Genomic DNA, 20480 nt, shown 5'->3' on the forward strand with positions numbered 1-20480 from the left:
CCCGACACGCCGACCCGGTAGCGTCGTGCCCTGTGAGCCAGTTGCGCATCGCCACCTTCAACCTGCTGCACGGTCAGCCGCTGGCCCTCGACGGCAGCCCGCTGGACGACCCCTCGACGACCGGCGGCCCGCTCGCCGAGGCGATCGCCGCACTCGACGCCGACGTCCTGGCGATCCAGGAGGTGGACCGCCACCAGGAGCGGTCCGGCCTGATCGACCAGGCCGCCGTCGCCGCCAAGGCGATGGGCGCCGCCGACTGGCGCTTCGCCGCGGCCCTGCACGGCCGCCCCGCCCCGGTGGCCGGCTGGCTGCAGGACCCGGCCGTCACCGGCCTCCAGGTCTACGGCCCCGACGAGGTCGGCACCGCCACCGACCTGCCCTCCTACGGGACGGCGCTGCTGACCCGGCTGCCCGTGCACCACTGGCGGGCCCGCCGGTTCGCACCCGCGCCGTTCGGCCTGCCGCTGCGGGTGGCCGGCCGGCGCGGCCTCACCCCCGTGCCGGACGAGCCGCGGGCGGCGCTGGCCGCCGTCCTGGAGGGCGAGCACGGGCCGTTCACCGTGGTCGCCGCCCACCTGTCCTTCGTACCCGGCTGGAACATGGCGCAGCTGGCCGGCATCCGACGCTGGATCGCCGACCTGCCGCAGCCCTACCTGGTGCTGGGCGACTTCAACCTGATCGGCGCGGTGCCGCGGACGGTGCTCGGCGGGGCAACCGCCCTGGAGCGCTCGGGCCCGCGCCGGATCCGCGAACTGCGCGCCGCCCGCCGGGCCAGGGCCGCCGCGGCCGAGCCGCGCCGGCGCCGGGTGCGCGAGCCGCGGGCCCGACTGCAGGGCTGGCACGACCTGGCCCGGATCCCGACGTACCCCTCGCACCGGCCGGCCGTGCAGTTCGACCACGTGCTCGCCGTCGGGGTGCCGCGCGGCGCGGTCGGCGCCTCCGCCGCACCGCGCACCGCCGTCTCCGACCACCGTCCGCTGGTGGTGGAGGTCGCACTCTGACGCCCCGTCGGTCCGGGCCCCCGCGGGGAGGGCCCGGACCGGCTCTAACGGTGTGCCAGCTGCCCGTTCTGCTGCGGCAGCAGCGCGGTGGCCGGGGCCGGGTCGTACTGCAGCAGCAGCATCGCCGCGTCGTCGCCGAGCTGCCGGCCGACGTGGCGCACCACGTCCTCGTGCACCCGGTGCAGCACCTCCGCCGGGTTGCCCCGGGCGCGCTCCGGCAGGCGCTCGGCCAGCGGGTAGAAGACACCGGCGCGGTCGCGGGCCTCGACCACGCCGTCGGTGAAGAGCAGGACCCGGTCGCCGGGGCTCAGCCGGACCCGCTGCACCGGCGGGCGGACGTCCGCGGGGTCGAGCACGCCGAGCGGCGGGACGGTCTCCTCCAGCCCCAGCACGGAGACCCCCTCGCCCTCGCGCAGCAGCAGCGGCGAGGGGTGGCCGCAGTTGGCGATCTCGGTGGCGCCGTCCGGCGCCACCCCGATCAGGACGAGCGTGACGAACTCCTCCTCCACCCCGGTGTGGTCGTTCTCGTGCAGCGCCCGGTCGAGGCTGACGGCCAGCCAGCCGGCCACCTTGTCCAGCGCGGGCTCCTGGTGGGCGGCCTCCCGGAAGGCGCCGAGCACGGCGGCGGCCGTCTCGACGGCGTTCAGCCCCTTGCCCCGGACGTCACCGACCACCGCCCGGACGCCGTGCCGGGTGTTGACCAGCTCGTAGAGGTCGCCGCCGATCCTGGCGTGCGCGGCGGCCGCCGCGTAGTGGACGGCCGCCCGGACGCTGCCGACCCGGTCGGGGACGGGTCGCAGCAGCACCCGGCGGGCGACCTCGGCGACCAGCTGGGCGTCGGCCAGGGCCTTCTCCTGACGCAGTCGCAGGGTCGCACTGACCCAGCCGATGGCGGCGACCAGGACGATGGCGAAGACGGTGGCGCTGTGCACGGACTCGCCGAGCGAGTCGCTGGAGAGGGCCATCAGGAAGGCCGCGGCCTCGGTGCAGAGCCCGATGAGCAGCGGGTACCAGGTGCGACGGCTGACCACGGCGGCCAGCGCGGGGACGGCGGTGAGGGCCGGTTCGACCGTCACGCCGGTGTCGGTGAAGTAGTTGAGGGCGACCACCAGCGCCATGCCGATGAACGGCAGCGCGAGCGCCGTCCTCGGCCAGGTGCCGGTACCGCCCGGAGCAGCCCCCGGGGTCGGCCCCGCGAAGCGCTCTCTGATCCATCCGGTCGCGCTCAACTTCGGTCTCTCCAGCAGAAGGTGCCGGCGCCCCGGAGGGCACCTGCGGTGATGACTGAGGGTCAGGAGGAAGGGGCCTTGCTGGCGGCCGGAGTACGAGGTGACCGGTTACCGACCCCACAATAGGCGCGAAACGCGCGGGGAGCACAGGTTTCGCGTGATCGTGTGACGACTTGGATGCTCTCTGTGACTCATTCTTCACTGTTCCCGATCAGGAGCCGTTCCAACTCTTTTCGGCCAGGAAGTCCTACCGGTTGTTCGATCCGCCCGCTCCGGACGTACAGGAAGGAAGCCGTGACCTGCTCCACCGGCACCCGGGCCTGTTCGGCCCAGGCCACCCGGTAGACGGCCAGTTGGAGCGGATCGGCAGTCTCCTCCCGATTGGTCTTCCAGTCCACCACTTCGTAGCGTGACGCTCCCGCCGCTCCTGACTCACCGTCATCACTGCGGTACACCGCGTCGATCCGGCCGCGCACCACCCGGCCCGCCAGCACCAGCTGGAACGGCGCCTCCACCCGGTGCGGGGTCCGGTGCGCGTACGGCGTACGCAGGAACGCCTCCTTGAGCCGCTCCAGGTCGCGCTCGTCCTCGATGCCGTCGTCGTCGGTGCCCGGCAGTGCGCCCGGCTCGACCAGCAGCAGCGGCTCGATCCTGGCCTGCACCCAGGCGTGGAACCGGGTGCCCCGGCGGGCGGCCGGCTGCGGCGGCCTGGGCATCGGCCGGGCGAGGTCGCGGGCGAAGCCGTCCGGGTCGGCGGCCAGCCGCATCAGCTGGGTCGCCGACAGCGCGGCCGGCAGCGGGACGTCCCGGACGCTGCGCCGGGAGCGCTCCAACTCGCCGAGCAGCGCGTCCAGGTCGCGGTCCCAGGAGTCGGTGCGGCGCCGGTCCTCCGGTGCCATCCGCTCCGGCTCCGGCGCGGGGTGCCCGGCCAGCCGGCGGCGCACCACCTCGGCGACCCGGCGCCGGGCGCTCTGCGCCTGCGGGTCCAGCGGCAGCGGCCAGGGCAGCTCCAGCGCGTCGGCCAGCGCCGGGTTCTCGGCGTCCGGCAGCGGCTGCTCGGCCCAGTGCTCGATCTCGCCGTCGCCCGGACGCTCGCAGTGCCGGCGCAGCTCCAGCAGGAACTCCGACGGGCCGCGCGGACGCTTCTGACTCGGCCCCCACCAGTGGCCCGAGGCGAGCAGCAGCCCGCGCGGGCGGGTGAACGCGACGTAGCCCAGGCGCAGTTCCTCGGTCGCGGCGTGCACCGACATGGCGTTCTTGAAGGCCGTCATCGCCTTGCCCGTCCAGTCGCCCCGCACGTCCGGCAGGGTCGCCGCGTCACCGCGCAGGGCGTGCGGCAGCACCCGTTTGGTGCTGGTCCAGCGCTCGCGGGCGGTGGCGGACGGGAAGCTGCCGCGGACCAGGCCGGGCACCGCGACCACGTCCCACTCCAGGCCCTTGGACTTGTGGACGGTGAGCACCTTCACGGTGTCCTCGCCCCCGGGGAGGCTGCTGTCCAGACCCCGCTCGTACTCCTGGGCGGCCCGCAGGAACCCCAGGAAGGCCGACAGGCCCGGGTCCCCGTCGAGATCGGCGAAACCGGCCGCGACGTCCAGGAAGGCGTGCAGCGTCTCGCGCCGCCGGGCCGCCAGGGCGAGCGGCGAGGCGGACAGCTCGACCTCCAGGCCGGTGACGGTCAGCACCCGGTGCAGGACGTCCATCAGCGGGTCGGCCAGCGAACGGCGCAGCTCACGGATCTCCCGCGCGAGGCGGGCGAAACGGACCCGGGCCTGCGGCGAGAAGGCCAGCTCGTCGGGCTGCTCGGCGTCCAGGAAGCTCTCCAGCGCGTCGGCGAGCGAGACCACCTCGGTCGGATCGGTGTCGGCGACCGCCGCCGCCAGCGGATCCACCCCCTCCGGGCGGCCGGTGCGGACCAGGTCGGCGGCGCGGCGGCCGAGCAGCGCCAGGTCCCGCGGGCCGATCCGCCAGCGCGGGCCGATCAGCAGCCGCACCAGCGCGGCGTTCGCCGTCGGATCCTGCAGCACCTCGCAGACGGCGACCAGGTCGGCGACCTCCGGCAGTTGCAGCAGCCCGCCCAGGCCCACCACCTCCACCGGGACCTCCCGGGCCACCAGCGCCGCGTGGATGTCCGGGAAGGCCGCGCCGCCCCGGCAGAGCACCGCGATCCGCCCGGGCGCCGTACCGGTGCGCACCAGGTGCGCGATCGAGTCGGCCAGCCAGGCGATCTCCTCGGCGTGGGTGGGCAGCAGCGCGGCCCGTACGAAGCCGTCGAGTTCCGCGCCGGGCGCCGGACGCAGCGCCTCGACGCCCTCGTGCATGGCCCGCAGCGGCGCCGCCAGCTCGTTGGCGAAGGCCAGCAGCCGGCCGCCGCTGCGGCGGTTCTCGCTCAGCGAGTAGCGGGCCGCCGGGGTGCCGTCACGCCGGGGGAAGTGCACCGGGAAGTCGTCCAGGTTGGCCACCGAGGCGCCCCGCCAGCCGTAGATCGCCTGGCAGGGGTCGCCGACCGCGGTGACCGGGTGACCGCCCTCGCCGGGAGCGCCCGCCGGCCCCCGGCCGAAGAGCCCGGCCAGCATCAGGCGCTGGGCCACCGAGGTGTCCTGGTACTCGTCCAGCAGCACCACCCGGAACTGCCCGCGGAGCACCGCGCCCACCTCGGGCCGCTGCTGGGCCAGCCGGGCGGCGGCGGCGATCTGGTCGCCGAAGTCCATCAGACCGGCCGCGCGCTTGCGCCGCCGGTACTCCTCGACCAGCCGGAGCAGCTCCTGGCGGGCCCGCGCGGCGACCGGGACGGCCCGCAGGTCGTCGTTGGTCAGCTTCACCCCGGCCAGCGTGTCGAGCAGCGCCTCGTCCCAGGCGCGCAGGTCCGCCGGCTCGGCGAGGTGCTCGGCCAGCTCGCCGTCCAGCGCGATCAGGTCGGCGACCAGCGCCGAGAAGGTGCCGGTCAGCGCGGGGAACGGGCCGCGCTCCGAGCGCAGCACCTTGGCCGCCAGCTGGAACCGGGTGGCGTCGGCGAGCAGCCGGACCTCCGGCTCGATGCCGATCCGCAGCCCGTGCTCCTTGAGCAACCGCCCGGCGAAGGCGTGGTACGTGGAGATCTCGGGCAGCCCGAGCGGCTCCTCGCCCGGGCCGCCGACGCCGGCCGGCTCCACGATGCGCGCGCTGTACAACGCCGTGCGGACGCGCTCGGACAGCTCCCCGGCCGCCTTGTTGGTGAAGGTGAGACCGAGCACCTCCTCCGGGCGCACCGCGCCGGAGCCGACCAGCCAGACCACCCGGGCCGCCATCACGGTGGTCTTGCCGGAGCCCGCACCGGCCACGATCACGGCCGGCTCCAGGGGCGCGCCGATGGCCCGCATCTGCTCCGGGTTGAAGGGGATGCCGAGCAGCTCCTTGAGCTGGTCGGGGTGGTCGAGCACGGCGTTCACGCCCCCACGCTAACCGGCGCGGCGGACAGCGGGCGCCGCCCGCCCGGCCGCGGCGGCCCCGGCGGCCGGCCGGCCCGCTATTCGATCAGCTGCGCGCCGTCGCGCTGCGCCGAGCAGCTGCGGCGGAACGAGCAGCGGTCGCAGCCGGTGCCGGTGGCGGGCACGAACCGCTCGGCGAGGACCCGGCCGGCGGCGTCGGCGAGCAGGTTCTCGATCCACGGCTCGCCCTCGGGCGGCCCCTGCCGCTGGACCTTCGGGCCGTCCGGCAGGGCCTTGTCGGCGGCCCGCAGGTGCACCAGCTCGGCGCCGCCGGACAGCGGCGGGCCCTCCTCGAAGCCGGGCAGCTCGTTGAGCGCGCCCGCGCGCACCGCCAGCTGGTAGACGGCGAGCTGCTTGTGCTCGGGCAGCGACTTCTCGGTGGGTATCTGCTTGCCGGTCTTGAAGTCCACCACGTACGCGCGCCCGGCCGCGTCCTTCTCGATCCGGTCCATCGAACCGCGGATCTGCACGGCCACGCCCCCGACCTCCAGGGTGACGTCGAAGCCGTGCTCGGTGGCGACGGTGCTGCGCCCGCGCTCCAGGACGTGCCAGTTCAGGAACCGCTCCAGGGCCGCCCTGGCCTCGTGCTTCTCCTGGTGGGACTTCCAGGGGGCGTCGAACGCCAGCGCGTCCCAGACCGTGTCCAGGCGTTCCATCAGCACGGCGAGGTCGGCGGGCGTGCGGCCGGAGCCGACCTCGTCGGTGAGCGCGTGCACCACGTTGCCGAAGCCCTGGGCGGCGGAGCTGGAGGTGCGCGCCTGGACCTCCTTGTCCAGGAACCACTGCAGGGAGCAGTTCTCCAGCTGCTCCAGGCCGCTGCCGGAGAGCCGCACCGGCACGTCGGGCCGGCGCAGCGGGTCGGGCGCCTCGGTGGCGTCCTCCAGGCCCCACCAGCGGTCGGGGTGCGCCACCGGCACCAGCGGCAGGCCGTCCTCGTCCGCCGCCGCGGCCAGCCGGGCGAGCCGCTCGGCTGCGGCCCGCCGCAGCTCCGGGGAGCGGTGCGGGTCGACGGTGACCGCGCGCAGTTCGGCGACCAGCGCGGGCACCGACAGCGGACGGCGCGGACGGTGCGTGACGTCCTCCACCACGACCTGCGGGGTCCGCCGCAGCACCCGGCCGGTCCGGGGATCGAGCTCCTCGCGGTACAGCTCGCGCAGGAACCGGGACGGCTCGTCGCCGTCCTCGGCCGGAGCCTTGACGGCGGTGACGATCAGCCGCTCCTTCGCCCGGGTCGCGGCCACGTAGAAGAGCCGGCGCTCCTCGCCCAGCAGGGCCGCCGGGGTGAGCGGCTCGGCGAGGCCGTCGCGGCCGATCCGGTCGGCCTCCAGCAGCGAGCCGCGGCGGCGCAGGTCGGGCCAGAGGCCGTCCTGGACGCCGGCGACCACGACCACCCGCCACTCCAGGCCCTTGGAGCGGTGCGCGGTCATCAGCCGGACGGCGTCGGGGCGCACCGCGCGGACGGTCAGGGTGTCCGCGGCGATGTCCTGCGCCTCCAGCTCGGCGAGCAGGTCCAGGGCGCTGCGATGGCCGGTGACCTGCTCCTCGGCGCGGGCGGCGGTCTCGAACAGGGCGCAGAGCGCGTCCAGGTCGCGGTCGGCGTTGCGGCCTCCGGCGCCGCCGCGCAGGGCGGCCCGCTCCAACCGCTCGCGCCAGCGCCGGCTGCCGTCCCAGAGCGCCCAGAGCGCCTCCTCGGCGGTGCCGCCGCCGGCCAGCAGCTCGCGGACCTTGCGCAGCAGGATGCCGAGGTCCCGGGCCCGGCGGGCGTACGCCGGGTCCATCGCCACCAACCGCTCGGGCTCGGCGAGGGCCTCGCGGATCAGCTCCTCGGCGGGGCGGACGGTGGCGGCGGCCGGGCGGCCGGGCCGCTCACGGCCGGCGGCCCGCAGGGCCTGCCGCTCCTCCTCGCGCAGGGCCCGGCCGAGCCGGCGCAGGTCGGAGCCGTCCATGCCGCCGAGCGGGCCGGTGAGCAGGGTCCGGGCGAGATCGGCGGTGAGCGGGTCCGCGGCGGACCGACCGGGGGCGGGCGGCCCGGCGGGGCGGGCGGCCCGCTCCTCGGCCGTGGCCTCCGCGCGGGGCGCGGGTACCCGGGCCTGAGCGGACCCACGGTGGTCGTCGCCGTCGTCGTGGGGAGCGGCTTCGTCGTGGGGAGCGGCCTCGTCGTGGGGGAAGGCGTCGTCGTACGGACCCGCTGCGTCGTCCAAGAAAGCAGCGTCGTCAAACAAGGCGCCGTCGTCCGAGAAGGCGCCGTCGTCGAAGAGGGCCTCGTCGTCGAAGAAGGCGTCGTCGTCGAAGAGGCCGGCATCGCCGGGCTCGTCACCGGGCTCGTCACCGGGCTCGTCACCGGGCTCGTCACCGGGCTCGTCACCGGCCCGGGTGCCCTCCTCGGCCCCGGCCGGCCCGTACCGGCGGCCGTGCCTCTCCAGCGCGGCCTGCTCGGCGCAGACCCGCAGGGCGAGCAGCAGCGGCACCACGGCCGGCTCCTCGCGCAGCGGGAGGTCGTCGCCGTCGATCTCCAGCGGCACGCCGGCCGCGCTCAGGGCGCGCCGGACACCCGGGATCGAGCGTCCGCCGGCCCGTACCAGCACGGCCATCTCGCCCCACGGCACCCCGTCCTCCAGGTGCGCCCGGCGCAGCAGGTCGGCGACGCTGTCCAGCTCGGTGCCGGGGGTGGCGTAGGTGTACACCTCGACCCGGCCGCCCTCGCGGGAGGGCAGCAGGGCGCGGTGCTGGGCGAGCTTGTCGGCGGGCAGCCGGCCCATCGGCATCCGGCGGGCCAGCTCCCGGGAGGCGGCCAGCAGCACGGCCCCGGAACGCCGGGAGACCCGCAGCACCAGGACGTCGGCGGGCCTGCCGTCCGCCTTCGGGAAGTCCTGCGGGAAGTCCAGGATGCCGTTGATGTCGGCGCCGCGGAACGCGTAGATGGACTGGTCCGGGTCGCCGACCGCGACCAGGTCGCGACCGCCGCCCGCCAGTTGCCGCAGCAGCCGCACCTGGGAGGGGTCGGTGTCCTGGTACTCGTCGACGAACACCACGTCGTAGCGCCGGCGCAGCTCGTCCCCCACCTCGGGACGTTCGGCGAGCAGCACCGCCCGGTGCACGAGCTCGGCGTAGTCGAGCACGCCGCGCAGGTCCAGGACGTCCAGGTAGTCGGCGAGGAAGTGCGCGGCGGCCGCCCAGTCGGGTCGCTGCACGCCGTCGGCGAAGCGCCTGAGCTCGGCCTCGCCGAGGCCCAGCTCGCGGCTGCGGGCGAGCACCGCGCGGACCTCGTCGGCGAAGCCGCGGGTGGTCAGGCAGGCCCGCAGGTCGAGCGGCCAGCTGATCCGGCCGGCGCCGAGCCGGGCGTCCTCGGCGTCGCCGGCCAGCAGCTCGCGGACCATCACGTCCTGCTCGGGGCCGGAGAGCAGCCGCAGCGGCTCGGCGTAGGCCTCCGGATCCTGGTGGGCGCGGAGCAGGGCGTAGCAGAAGGAGTGGAAGGTCGTCGCCTGCGGTGCGGCCCCGCCGGTGCCGACCCGGGCGGACATCCGGTCGCGCAGCTCCATCGCGGCCTTGCGGCTGAAGGTCAGCACCAGGATGCGTTCGGGGTCGGTGCCCTGTTCGATCCGCCGGACCACCGCCTCCACCAGCGTGGTGGTCTTGCCCGTCCCCGGCCCGGCGAGCACCAGCAGCGGGCCGCCGGCATGCTCGGCCACCGCCTGCTGGTACGAGTCCAGGACGGGCGGGGCGGGCTGAGCGAGCGGGTTGCGCACCAAGCGGTAGGGGGAGGTCACGAACGTCCTGGGGTCGGGCTGCGGTCGGGCGGGGGCTGGTCGCGGTCGCGGTCACGCCGTTCGGCGGGGGCCGTCCGGGGCCCCGGCCTGCGAAGTCTCCGGTGGGCCGGGGCGGGCCGGGCCCGGGGCGGACCGGCTGCCGGACCCGGTGCGGGCAACAGCGGGACGGGCCCGTTCGGGGCCCGCCCGTATCGAGCCTACGATCCTGCCCCGTCATTCCCTACCGCGCACCCGGTTCGGCGAAGGTGGGGGCGCGCTCGTCACCGGACGCGCCCGCCCGGGCCGATGCCCGACCCGCCGGAGCGAAGAATGTCCGGCGTGGCCTCCGACCTCGGGCACCCCGCGTTCCTACCGCCCGTCCCAGCGGGCCAGCTTCAGATCCACCCTGGGCAGGTCCTCCGCGGCCCGCGAGCCCCGGGCCGGCCCCCGGCCGCCGGTGCTGCGCAGCGCGGTCCCCTCGTCCCGGTAGTGCGCCAGGGCCCGCTGCTCGTGGCCGGGCAGCAGGGCGCCGTCCGCGCGGACCACCCGCCACCAGGGCACCGCACCGCCGTACAGTGCCATCACCCGGCCCACCTGCCGGGGTCCGCCCTCGCCCAGGTACTCGGCGATGTCGCCGTACGTCATCACCCGCCCCGGCGGGATCCGCTCGGTAAGATCGAGGACCAGCTCCGCGAACGGGGGCAACGCGCCCTCGCCGTCGTTCCCGATGTCCGTCACCTGCGGCATTCTTCCCCATCCGGGCGATTCGCGGGCCTCGCGGGGGCGGTCCGCCGCGCCCGATCCGGCCCCTGTCCAGCGCCGGACGCCACGGCATGCCACCATCTTCGGGGCGGTGAGTGGTGATACGAGGACAAGACCAGATGACGGGGACGGCAGACGTGGGCGTGGACGAGGACTCCGACGAGTCCACCGCCGCCGTGTCCGCAGGTCACGGCAGTCAGCCGGCCGCCCCGCCGGAAGTGTCCCTGATCAAGGACGGTCGGTTCAAGACCCCGCGGCCGGCGAAATCCACCGGTTCCGGACGGCCGGCCCAGGTGGTGCCCGCCCAGGTGCCGGACGACCTCGCACCACCGACCACGGAGCACCCGGAGCCGGGCCCAGGAGCCGAGCCCGAGCCCACCCAGCCGCTCCCGGACGTCGAACCGGAACCCACCCGGCCGCTCCCCACCATCGACCCGCAGCCGGGCCCCCCGGCCGCCCCGCCGCCCGGCTCGCTGCCCGACCCGCTCGACGAGACGCCCCACCTGGACGTGGACGAGCCGCTGCTGGCCGCCCGCGCCCACCGCCCCTCCGACCTGATCCGGTTCCTCGCCGGGGTCTTCGGGATCGTCGCGCTGTTCGTCCTGGCCAGCGTCGCCACCTCGACCACCAGCGGCATCGAACTCGACATCAGCTCCAACGCCGAGCGGATCTCCCCCGTCCTGTCGACCATCGCCGGGCTGGTCTCCAGCGTCGCGGTGCTGGCCGTACCGCTGGCCTTCGCCGTCGAACGCCTGATCAAACGCGACGGCCTGCGGGTCGCCGACGGCGTCCTCGCCTCGGTGCTGGCGTACGGGGTGTCGCTCGGCATCGACTGGTGGGTGGCCGAGGGTGCCTCGGACACCATCCGGGACGCCCTCACCAGGCTGCCGGCCGACAGCCACGGCACCCTCACCGATCCGGTGCACGGCTACCTGGCGCCGGTCATCGCCTACATGACCGCGGTCGGCATGTCGAGCCGGCCGCGCTGGCGGGTGGCGCTCTGGGTGGTGGTCATCCTCAGCGGCACCACCGAGCTGATCAGCGGGTACACCACTCCGCTCTCCCTGCTGCTGACCGTGCTGATCGGCTGGTCCGTCGCCTACGGCACGCTGTACGCCATCGGCTCGCCGAACATCCGGCCGACCGGCCAGCACCTGATGATCGGCCTGCGCAAGGTCGGCTTCACCCCGGCCAGCGCCCACCGCGCGCCCGACGCCCCCGGCGGCACCCGCCGCTACCACGTGGCCCAGCAGAGCGGCCCGCCGCTGGACGTCCACATCGTCGACCGGGAGCAGCAGGCCTCGGGCTTCTTCTACCGGGCCTGGCGGCGGCTGCGGCTGCGCTCGGTGGCCGTCCGGCGCAGCCCCCAGTCGCTACGCCAGGCCCTGGAGCAGGAGGCGCTGATCGCGTACGCGGCGGCCGCCTCCGGCGCCCGGGCCCCGCAACTGGTGGCGACCTCGGAGCTCGGCCCGGACGCCGCGATCCTGGTCTACGAGAACGTCGAGGGCCGGCCGCTGGACGACCTCGCGGACGAGGAGATCACCGACCAGGTGATGGCCTCCCTGTGGGAGTCCGTCGCCGCCCTGCACGAGCGCCGGATCGCGCACCGCCGGCTCACCGGCGAGTCGCTGCTGGTGGTGGACGACAAGAACGCCTGTCTGGTCAACCTCTCGGGCGGCGACATCGCGGCGAGCGACCTGACGCTGCGCATCGACGTCGCCCAACTGGTCACCACCTTCGCCCTGCGGATCGGCCCGGAGCGGGCGGTGAGCGTCGCCAACCACGTGCTGGGACCGGAACGGGTGGCGGCCGCGCTGCCGCTGCTCCAGCCGGTCGGGATGAGCCGCTCGACCAGGATCGACCTCAAGCGCCTCAGCAAGGAGCGCAAGGCCGCCGCCCAGGCCCGGGCCCTGGAGCAGGTCGCCGCCGGCGAGCGCACCCAGCAGCAGGCCGAGGAGGACATCGCGGTCGCGGGCGAGGACCTCCTCAGCCGGATCCGCGGGCAGATCCTGCAGATCGCCCCCGAGGCCCCGATGGAGCCGGCCAAGCTGGAGCGGCTCAAGCCGAAGACCCTCATCATGGTCGTCGCGCTCACCTTCGCCGCCTACCTGGCCCTGACCACCATCAAGCCCGCGCAGCTCAAGCTCTCCCAGATGAACTGGGCCTGGGCCGCGCTGGCACTGGCCGCCGCCGCCTTCAGCTACGTCGCCGCCTCGATGAGCCTGACCGGGTTCGTGCCGGAGCGGCTGCCGTTCCGGCGGACCGTCGCGGCCCAGGTCGCCGGCTCCTTCGTGAAGCTGGTGGCGCCCGCCGCGATCGGCGGCATCGCGCTGAACACCCGCTACCTGCAGAAGTCCGGCATCCGGCCGGGCCAGGCGGTCGCCAGCGTCGGCGCCTCCCAGCTGGCCGGCCTGGCCGGGCACCTGCTGCTGCTGTTCAGCTTCGGCCTGATCACCGGCAGCCAGACCAACGGCGATCTCAGCGCCTCCCGGGCGGTGATCATCGGCGTGCTGACCGCCGCCGTGCTGGCGCTGGTGGTCGCCGCCGTCGGGCCGCTGCGGCGCTTCGTGGTGACCCGGGTCCGCTCGCTGTTCTTCGGCGTGGTCCCGCGGATGCTCGACCTGATGCAGACGCCGACCAAGCTGCTCAGCGGCTTCGGCGGCATCCTGCTGCTCACCATGAGCTTCACCGCCTGCCTGGACGCCTCCGTGCAGGCCTTCGGCGGGGACATCAGCTTCTCCGCGGTCGCCGTGGTCTTCCTGACCGCCAACGCGGCCGGGTCGGCCATTCCCACCCCGGGCGGCATCGGCCCGGTGGAGTTCGCGCTGATCGGCGCCCTGACGGTGGCGGGCGTCCCGCCGGCGGTGGCCACCCCGGCCGTCTTCCTCTACCGGGCGCTGACCTTCTGGCTGCCGGTGCTGCCGGGCTGGATCGCCTACAACGTCCTGCAGCGCAAGGGGGCGCTCTGACCCCCGGCCCGGGTGGTCGCGGGGCGCCACCACCACCGGTCGACGCAGACACCGAAGGGCCGTCGGCCTCCTGGAGTTCCAGGAGGCCGACGGCCCTTCGAACGTTCGCGGGGCGCGGGCCCGGTCCGGCTAGTAGGCCGGCTTGTGCGGCTCGATCTGGCTGACCCAGCCGAGGATGCCGCCACCGAGGTGGACGGCGTCGGAGAAGCCCGCGGACTTCAGCACGGCCAGCACCTCGGCCGAGCGGACGCCCGACTTGCAGTGCAGCACGATCTTCTTGTCCTGCGGGAGCGTCTCCAGGGCGTTGCCCATGAGGAACTCGTTCTTCGGGATCAGCACCGCGCCGGGGATGTTGACGATCTCGTACTCGCCGGGCTCGCGGACGTCGATCAGGAGGATGTCCTCCTTGTCGTCCTGCCACTGCTTGAGCTGCTTCGAGGTGATCGTCGAACCGGCGGCGGCCTCCTGGGCCTCCTCGGAGACGACGCCGCAGAAGGCCTCGTAGTCGATCAGCTCGGTGACGGTGGGGTTCTCGCCGCAGAGCGCGCAGTCCGGGTCCTTGCGGACCTTGACCTGGCGGTAGTTCATCTCCAGGGCGTCGTAGATCATCAGCCGGCCGACCAGCGGCTCGCCGACGCCGGCCAGCAGCTTGATGGCCTCGGTGACCTGGATGGAGCCGATGGACGCGCAGAGCACGCCCAGCACGCCGCCCTCGGAGCAGGACGGGACCATGCCCGCCGGCGGGGCCTCGGGGTAGAGGCAGCGGTAGCAGGGGCCGTGCTCGGCCCAGAACACGCTGGCCTGGCCGTCGAAGCGGTAGATCGAGCCCCACACGTACGGCTTGCCGAGCAGCACCGCGGCGTCGTTCACCAGGTACCGGGTGGCGAAGTTGTCCGTGCCGTCCACGATCAGGTCGTAGCCGGAGAAGATCTCCATCACGTTGGAGTTGTCGAGGCGGTCCTCGTGGAGGATCACGTTGACGTAGGGGTTGATCTCCAGCACGGACTCGCGCGCCGACTCGCCCTTGGAGCGGCCGATGTCGGACTGACCGTGGATGATCTGGCGCTGCAGGTTGGACTCTTCGACGACGTCGAACTCGACGATGCCGAGCGTGCCCACGCCGGCCGCGGCCAGGTACATCAGTGCGGGGGACCCGAGGCCGCCGGCGCCGACGCACAGCACCTTGGCGTTCTTCAGCCGCTTCTGCCCGGCCATGCCCACGTCGGGGATGATCAGGTGGCGGGAGTACCTGCGGACCTCGTCGACGGTGAGCTCGGCGGCCGGCTCGACCAGGGGTGGCAGCGACACGGTGACTCCGATGGTCGTCAGTTCAGGTTCGGCCGCGCCGACCGGATGGATCGGCGCCGTCGAACAGTGGCATTGCTAGGCCAACAGTGTCATGCCACCCCTGTATTCCGAGACAGCTCGTCCGATGGGCGAGACAGGGAACGCCGGATGGTGGGACCGTGCCCCGGCCCCGCGGGACGGGCACCGGCGCGGCCCCGCACCCGCCCGGACCCTTGGCGGGCCCGGGCTCCGTCACCTCCCGGCGGGCGGCGGTCGGACCGCGCCCGGCGGCTCAGACCCGGCAGGCCGTCTCCAGCCAGATGTCGCCGAGCGACTCCTCCAGCGGCACCTGTGTCCGCCAGCCGAGACGGTCCCTGGCCGTCCGGACGTCCGCCTGCCGCCACGGAACGGGCTCCGCCACCGGCGAGCGCCCGTCGACGGCCCGGCCCTCCGCCGACCGGACGTCCGCCGACCGGTGCCCGGCCAGGTGGTGCGCCAACGGATGCAGCAGGTGGTCGGCGGCGCCCGCGGCCTGCGCCGGGAGCAGCGCGGGCCTGCTCTCCTCGACCACCGTGCCGTCGAAGCCGGCCGTCCGGACGAGCATCTGCGCGGCGTCCCTGGCCCGGACGGCGTGCCCGCTGCCGATGTTGATCACACCGGTGGCCGCGGAGACCGCCGCCGACTGGATCGCCCGCGCCACGTCCCGGACGTCGACGAAGTCCCGGTACCCGGACAGGTCGGGCATCCGCACCACGGACTCGTCCCGCTCCAGTGCCCGGCGCAGCCCCTCCGAGAGCCGGCCGAAGAGCGAGGCGGTCGGCGCACCCGGGCCCACCACGTCGAAGACCCGCAGGACCGCGGCGTCCAGACCGGAGGCCAGCACGAGCTCCGTCCCCGCGAGTTTGGACACCCCGTACGGGCCGACCGGGCGCGGCTCGGCGCTCTCCGCGATCGGGATCCCGCCCGGGACGGGGCCGTACTCGGCCGCCGATCCGACGTGGACCAGGCGGGCCGGCTCCCGGCTCCGCCGGATCGCCTCGCACACCGTGGCCACGGCCAGCGTGTTGGCCCTGATCAGCGTCCGGGAACTGCCGTAGGTCGCCCCGGCGCAGTTGATCACCACCTGCGGGGCCACCGCGTCGAGGAACCTGGCCAGCGCACCGGGGCTCCCGGTCGTCAGGTCGAAGCGGATGTCGGCGGAGTCTCGCCGGCCGAGCACCGTCACCTGCAACTCCTGGTCCACGAGCAGACGATCGGTGACCCGACGGCCGATAAAGCCGTCGGCGCCCAGCAGCAGCACCCTCATCGGGGGTGTCCTTCCATGAGGCAAGGTCTCGGACGACCTGGCGGTCAGATGGGAATTCGGAGATGACATCGAGAGGGGTGGGTCCGGCCGTCCGGACAGCCCGAACCGCCCGGACACCCCGCCACGGGGCGGTCCGGGCAGTCGGCCGCCCGCCGGCTCAGCGGTGCGCGCCGGGGCGGCTCAGCACCACCCAGGCGTAGGGCAGCAGCGCTGCTCCCGCCAGGCCGCTGCCGAACAGCTGGGCCGCCGCCGGGCCGTGGTCCGCGAGCAGCGGCCAGCCCGCGGCGCCGGTCTGCGACCGGAACAGCAGCAGCGAGGCGGCGACCGCGGATCCCGCGGCCGTGGCCGTCGCCGCCACCCGGGCCCGGCCGCCGTGCAGCAGCAGCGAGGTGAGCACCAGCAGCAGCCCCAGGGCGGCCTGGGCGGCCCACTGCACCGCGTCCGCGCGGTCGGCCACGGCGTGCGACAGCCCGCCCCCGGCCGGGCCGGGCCTGGGCGCCACGACGGTGAGGACCGCCAGGGCGGCGAAGGTCAGCACCGCCAGGACCGCGAGGTGCAGCCCGACCGCCACCGGCAGCACCGGGCGCAGCCGGGACCGGAAGTCGCCGATCGTCACGGCCGTCCCCAGGTGCACCCGGCCGACGTGCCGGAACCAGCGGGCGGACCACTCGGCCGCGCCCAGCCCGGCACCGGCGGCGATCACCATCGCGGCCTGGACCGGGCCTGCGCCGGCCGCCAGCGGCAGCAGCAGGGCGGTCGCCACGGCCAGGCCGTACCCGAGCACCGCGGGCCGCGAGCGGGACGCTCCGGGGCCCCACGCGCCGGGCCCGCCCGCCGGGCCCGTCAGGTGCTCCGGGTGGTCCGGATGAACGGGGTGCTCCGCGGTGTCGGGGTGCTCCGGTCTCGCCCGGCGCCCGGCCCGCCTCCGCGCGGTCCGTCCGTCGGCGGTCAGCCCGTGCACGGCCGCGGCGGCCAGCCAGCCGCCCGCCGCCACCGCCGCCAGCAGGCCGACGGCGCCGAGCGGCCCCGGTCGCACCGCGCGGACGGCCACCAGGGCCGCGCAGGGGAGCACGGCCGCCAGTGCCGTCCGCAGGGCCGCACCGGAGCGCCGCCGCCAGGACTCGCCCGCCTCGGCGGACGGCGGATCGGGCGGACGACGCGGCACCCGGGCGTAGAGCTCCTCCGCCAGCGAGAAGACGTCGGCGTGCCGGTAGCCGGCGGCCGTACCCGGTCCGAGGCCGGCCGCCTCCAGGCCGGCCGCGATCTCCAGCGGGTCGACCGCCTGCTCGCACAGGGCCCGGTGGCGCACCATCAGCTCCCGCACCGGATCACCGGCCACCGCACCCACCGCACGGTCGACATCCGGAGCACCGTCGGCACCCGGCGGCCGGACACCCTGCACCGGACGGCCCTGCGACGGACGGCCCTGCGACGGACGCCGGCCCTGAGCCGCCTGACCGCCCGGGGAGTCCTGACCGCGCGGAGCCGCCCGACCGCGCGGGTCTGCCCGGTCGCCCGCCGACTCGGAGGCAGCCGATCGCGGGCCGGTCGGCCACTGCACGGGCACCTGCCCGCCGGCCGGTCGGCGCGGGGCCGCCTCCGGCGCCGGGCCGCGCGGCGATCGGCGCCCCGCCATCAGAGCGCCTCCGCCAGTTCTTCCGGTCTGGCCTCCGGACCGGAAGAACTGGCGCCGGCGGCCGCGACCGGCCGCTCCTCGGCCGCCGGCCGGGCCGGACGGACGGGCGCCGCCGCCGCGCCGATCGCCATCCAGTACTCCGCCGGCCGGGCGAACGGCCGCAGCCGCTGCCCCACCGGGCCGCTCCGACCGTCCGGGAAGGCCGGCCAGTTCGAGACCAGCTCCAGGTAGATGTCACGGAACGCGGTGACCACCGGCTCCACGGCGAAGCGTTCCTGCACGCGCAGCCTGCCCGCCAGCCCCAGCCGCGAGCGGCGCTCCTCGTCGCCCAGCAGCGCCAGGCAGGCGCCGGCCAGTGCCTGCGGATCCCTCGGCGGCACCAGCAGGCCGGTCGGCCCGACCACCTCGCGGGCCACCCCGGTGTCGGTGGACACCACGGCCCGGCCGCTCAGCATGGCGTCGGCGAGCAGCAGCGGAGCCCGGTGGGACGGTGCCGAGAAGACCACCACCGTGCCGCGCTGCCAGGCCTCGGCGGCGGAGGCCGGCCGGCCGGCGAACTCCACCGCCCCGGCCAGACCCAGCCGGTCGGCGAGGGCCTCGCAGTGGGCGCGGTAGCCGGGCGCGGTCTCCTCGCCGAGGACGAGCAGCCGGGCCGCGGGCAGTTCCGCGTGGATCCGGGCGAAGGCGTGCACCATCAGCACCGGGTCGCGGCCCGGCTCCAGCGGGCCCGCCCACACCAGGGTGGGTGCCTCGGGCTCCGGGCCGGCGGCCGGCCGCGCGACCGCCGGGGTGCCCTCGTAGACCACCCGGGTCCGCGCCGGGTCGGCGCCGACCCGGCGCTGCCACTGCTGGTCGTGGGCGCTGCCCGGGGTCAGCAGGGCGGCCTGCCGGTAGGTCTCCTCGGTCAGCAGCCGGAAGAAGGTCAGCAGCAGGGCCCGGACCGGCCAGCGGTAGGGCGCCTCGCGGTACCCGGCGTACTGCTCGCGCAGGTGCAGGCCGTGTTCGGTGACCACGAACGGGACTCCGTGCAGCCGCTTGGCGGCGAGTGCGGGCAGGGCCGCCGGCCCGGCCCCGACCACGTGGCAGACGTCCGCCGCGCCGAGGCCGCCGGGCCCGGTGCCGTACCAGGGCGCGGCGAGCGGGCGCAGGCACTGCTCCAGCAGGTCCGCGGCGACCAGCACGTCCCTGACCATCGGCTGCCCGGCCGCGGTGTCGGCGCCGGGGGATCTCCAGGCCCGCTCCAGGGCGCGCTGGGCGTGGCCGGAGGCGAGGAACGCGGGCAGCGCGCCGTCCTCCCGGGCCAGCTCGGCCAGCCGGTAGAGCCCGGGGGCGAAGGAGCGGCGCTCCCTGGGCATCACCAGCGAGCGCACCAGTTGCTCGTACGCCCGCAGGTACTGGCGCCTGCGCAGGGCCGCCGGGCCGCGCCCGGCGGGCCGCACCCCCCACATCGGCAGCTCGTGGACGGCCCGGAAGCGCCCGGCGGGGCCCCCGGGCCCGGCCTCGGCCGCGCCCCGCCCGGCCGGCCCGGCGAGCAGGTAGAGCTCGAACTCGTGCTCACGCAGGCCCTCGGCCAGCCGGGCACTCCAGCCCGGCCCGCCACGCTGTGCGTACGGCCGAGCGCCCTCGGTGAGCAGTGCGACGCGCACGGAGACCTCCAGAGCAGAGCGGATCAACGGATTGCTTCAGCAGTTGAGGAACCGAGGAGCCGGATCGGCCGGTGACACCGCGCCCCCCCGGGGGCGCCGCGCGGGGCGGCCCGGACGTGCCCGTCCGGCAGGCCGCACCCCGGCCCGCCGGACCCCCTCTGCAGCCGCCCCTTGGGCACCCCGGCGGCTGCTACTCCCCTACACCTGTTCGGCCCGACACCAGAAAGGTAGGACGGACCACCGACGATCCATCGGCCCGCTGCCCCGTTGCCACCTGAATGAGTGAACGGGCGTGACCAACCCTCATTCGGGCCGTTAGGCGGGCACGTTTCCGACCGCTCCGTCGAGCCCGTCGCCGAGCCCCCCGTCGGCGCCTGCCCCGGTTCCCTCGACGCCCGCGCCAGCCTCGACGCCGTCGGCGCCCGGGCCGGCGGCGGCCCGCGGAGCCCCGGCCCGGTCCGACGGGGTCGGCGCCAGCAGCTCCCGCACCGCCCGCGCCACCTGCGCCGGGTGCTCCATCATCGCCACGTGTCCCGACTCGGGCAGCACCAGCAGCCGGGCGTCGGCGAAGGCCGCGCAGGCCCGCCGGGCGGAGCGGTACGAGACCAGCTTGTCCTTCAACCCGTACACCAGCAGCACCGGCGCCGTGACCTGCTCCGCCTGCCGCCACAGCGACTGCTCGCCGCGCTCGGTGTAGGCCGAGACGATCCCGCGGGCCGAGCCCACCATGACCTGCATCGCGTACGGCAGCCCCATCCGGCGCCGGTACTCGGTGACGGCGGCCGCCCGGCGCTCGGCCGGCACCGCCTCGGCGTCGCCGTACACCAGCCGCAGCAGGCCGTCGGTGGCGTCCTCGACGCTGCGGCCGTTCGACGGCAGTCGCCGGAGCAGGCCAGGCACCCCCGGCACCGCGAGCATGCCGGTCGGCCAGGCGCTGCGCTGCGGCGGCAGCTCGGGCAGCGCCGGGGAGATCAGGGTGAGGCTGAGCACCAGGTCCGGGCGGAGCGCCGCGAGCCGGACGGCGACGGCGCCGCCGAGCGAGTTGCCGAAGAGGTGCACCGGGCCCCGGCCGGACGCCTCCAGGTAGCCGATCACCGCCCGGACGTGCCCGGAGAGCGTCAGGTTGCCGTCCGGCGGCGGGGCCGAGCGCCCGAACCCGGGCAGGTCCACCGCCTCGCCCTCGACCAGGTCGGAGAGCTCGCCCATCAGCTCGGTCCAGTTGTCGGAGGAGCCGCCGAGTCCGTGCACGAAGAGCGCGGGCGGCAGGTGCCCGCCGCCCCCGGGAGCGGCGCCGGCCGGCCCGCTCACCGCCAGTACGGCTCCGGGAATCTCGACCGTCCGGATCTCCGCGCGCCCGCGCGCACCGCCCTCGGCCAACGGGTCCACCTGCTGCTCAGCGCTCATGGAGGACGATGGTAGAGCGCCGGGAAGGTA

At 75.6% G+C, this 20480-nt stretch carries 11 protein-coding genes; 2 read left to right on the top strand and 9 right to left on the bottom strand.

All coding sequences use genetic code 11. The features are described from left to right. Positions 1 to 32: 32 nt before the first annotated feature. Positions 33 to 1001, top strand: coding sequence for an endonuclease/exonuclease/phosphatase family protein (locus tag ACFTWP_RS16405; protein ID WP_380265216.1), 969 nt, complete (start codon positions 33 to 35; stop codon positions 999 to 1001). Between the two features lie 44 nt (positions 1002 to 1045). Here the strand turns inward: ACFTWP_RS16405 and ACFTWP_RS16410 are convergent, their stop codons facing one another. The 4 genes from ACFTWP_RS16410 to ACFTWP_RS16425 form a co-directional block, all read right to left on the bottom strand. Further along, the gene (locus ACFTWP_RS16410) at positions 1046 to 2230 is read right to left on the bottom strand and encodes a PP2C family protein-serine/threonine phosphatase (protein ID WP_380265217.1); all 1185 of its coding nucleotides are present in this window, start codon (positions 2228 to 2230) and stop codon (positions 1046 to 1048) included. A gap of 191 nt (positions 2231 to 2421) precedes the next feature. Further along, a complete protein-coding gene (locus ACFTWP_RS16415) occupies positions 2422 to 5655 on the bottom strand; it encodes a UvrD-helicase domain-containing protein (RefSeq protein ID WP_380265218.1) in 3234 nt (1077 codons plus the stop codon). Positions 5656 to 5732: 77 nt separating this feature from the next. Next, positions 5733 to 9461 (bottom strand): ATP-dependent helicase, encoded by a 3729-nt coding sequence (locus ACFTWP_RS16420; RefSeq protein ID WP_380265219.1) that lies wholly within the window; start codon positions 9459 to 9461, stop codon positions 5733 to 5735. A 348-nt stretch (positions 9462 to 9809) separates the two neighbouring features. Next, positions 9810 to 10187: an MGMT family protein gene (locus ACFTWP_RS16425; RefSeq protein WP_380265220.1), complete on the bottom strand. Its 378-nt coding sequence runs from the start codon at positions 10185 to 10187 to the stop codon at positions 9810 to 9812. A gap of 134 nt (positions 10188 to 10321) precedes the next feature. Between ACFTWP_RS16425 and ACFTWP_RS16430 the strand changes: the two genes are divergently transcribed. After that, positions 10322 to 13171 carry a flippase-like domain-containing protein gene (locus ACFTWP_RS16430; protein WP_380265221.1) on the top strand — a complete coding sequence of 950 codons (2850 nt, stop codon included), beginning with the start codon at positions 10322 to 10324 and terminating at the stop codon, positions 13169 to 13171. A 129-nt stretch (positions 13172 to 13300) separates the two neighbouring features. Here ACFTWP_RS16430 and moeZ read toward each other — a convergent pair whose 3' ends face one another. From moeZ to ACFTWP_RS16455, 5 genes are all read right to left on the bottom strand, one after another. Beyond that, a complete protein-coding gene (moeZ, locus tag ACFTWP_RS16435) occupies positions 13301 to 14479 on the bottom strand; it encodes an adenylyltransferase/sulfurtransferase MoeZ (protein WP_380265222.1) in 1179 nt (392 codons plus the stop codon). A gap of 271 nt (positions 14480 to 14750) precedes the next feature. Then, on the bottom strand, positions 14751 to 15764 hold the full coding sequence (locus ACFTWP_RS16440; protein WP_380265223.1) for an NAD-dependent epimerase/dehydratase family protein: 1014 nt from the start codon (positions 15762 to 15764) through the stop codon (positions 14751 to 14753). 157 nt (positions 15765 to 15921) lie between these two features. Next, a complete protein-coding gene (locus ACFTWP_RS16445) occupies positions 15922 to 17103 on the bottom strand; it encodes a hypothetical protein (protein ID WP_380265224.1) in 1182 nt (393 codons plus the stop codon). Positions 17104 to 17399: 296 nt separating this feature from the next. Continuing rightward, the gene (locus ACFTWP_RS16450) at positions 17400 to 19046 is read right to left on the bottom strand and encodes a DUF3492 domain-containing protein (protein WP_380265225.1); all 1647 of its coding nucleotides are present in this window, start codon (positions 19044 to 19046) and stop codon (positions 17400 to 17402) included. 315 nt (positions 19047 to 19361) lie between these two features. Next, complete coding sequence (locus ACFTWP_RS16455; protein ID WP_380265226.1) at positions 19362 to 20450, bottom strand: alpha/beta fold hydrolase; 1089 nt, start codon at positions 20448 to 20450, stop codon at positions 19362 to 19364. Positions 20451 to 20480: the final 30 nt, after the last annotated feature.

This window comes from Kitasatospora sp. NPDC057015, assembly GCF_042673745.1.
GTDB lineage: Bacteria > Actinomycetota > Actinomycetes > Streptomycetales > Streptomycetaceae > Kitasatospora.

Bases quoted from the DNA above. Each gene is read 5' to 3' on its own strand.
- ACFTWP_RS16425 (WP_380265220.1), bottom strand. From the start codon at position 10,187: ATGCCGCAGGTGACGGACATCGGGAACGACGGCGAGGGCGCGTTGCCC.
- ACFTWP_RS16430 (WP_380265221.1), top strand. From the start codon at position 10,322: ATGACGGGGACGGCAGACGTGGGCGTGGACGAGGACTCCGACGAGTCC.
- ACFTWP_RS16440 (WP_380265223.1), bottom strand. From the start codon at position 15,764: ATGAGGGTGCTGCTGCTGGGCGCCGACGGCTTTATCGGCCGTCGGGTC.
- ACFTWP_RS16455 (WP_380265226.1), bottom strand. From the start codon at position 20,450: ATGAGCGCTGAGCAGCAGGTGGACCCGTTGGCCGAGGGCGGTGCGCGC.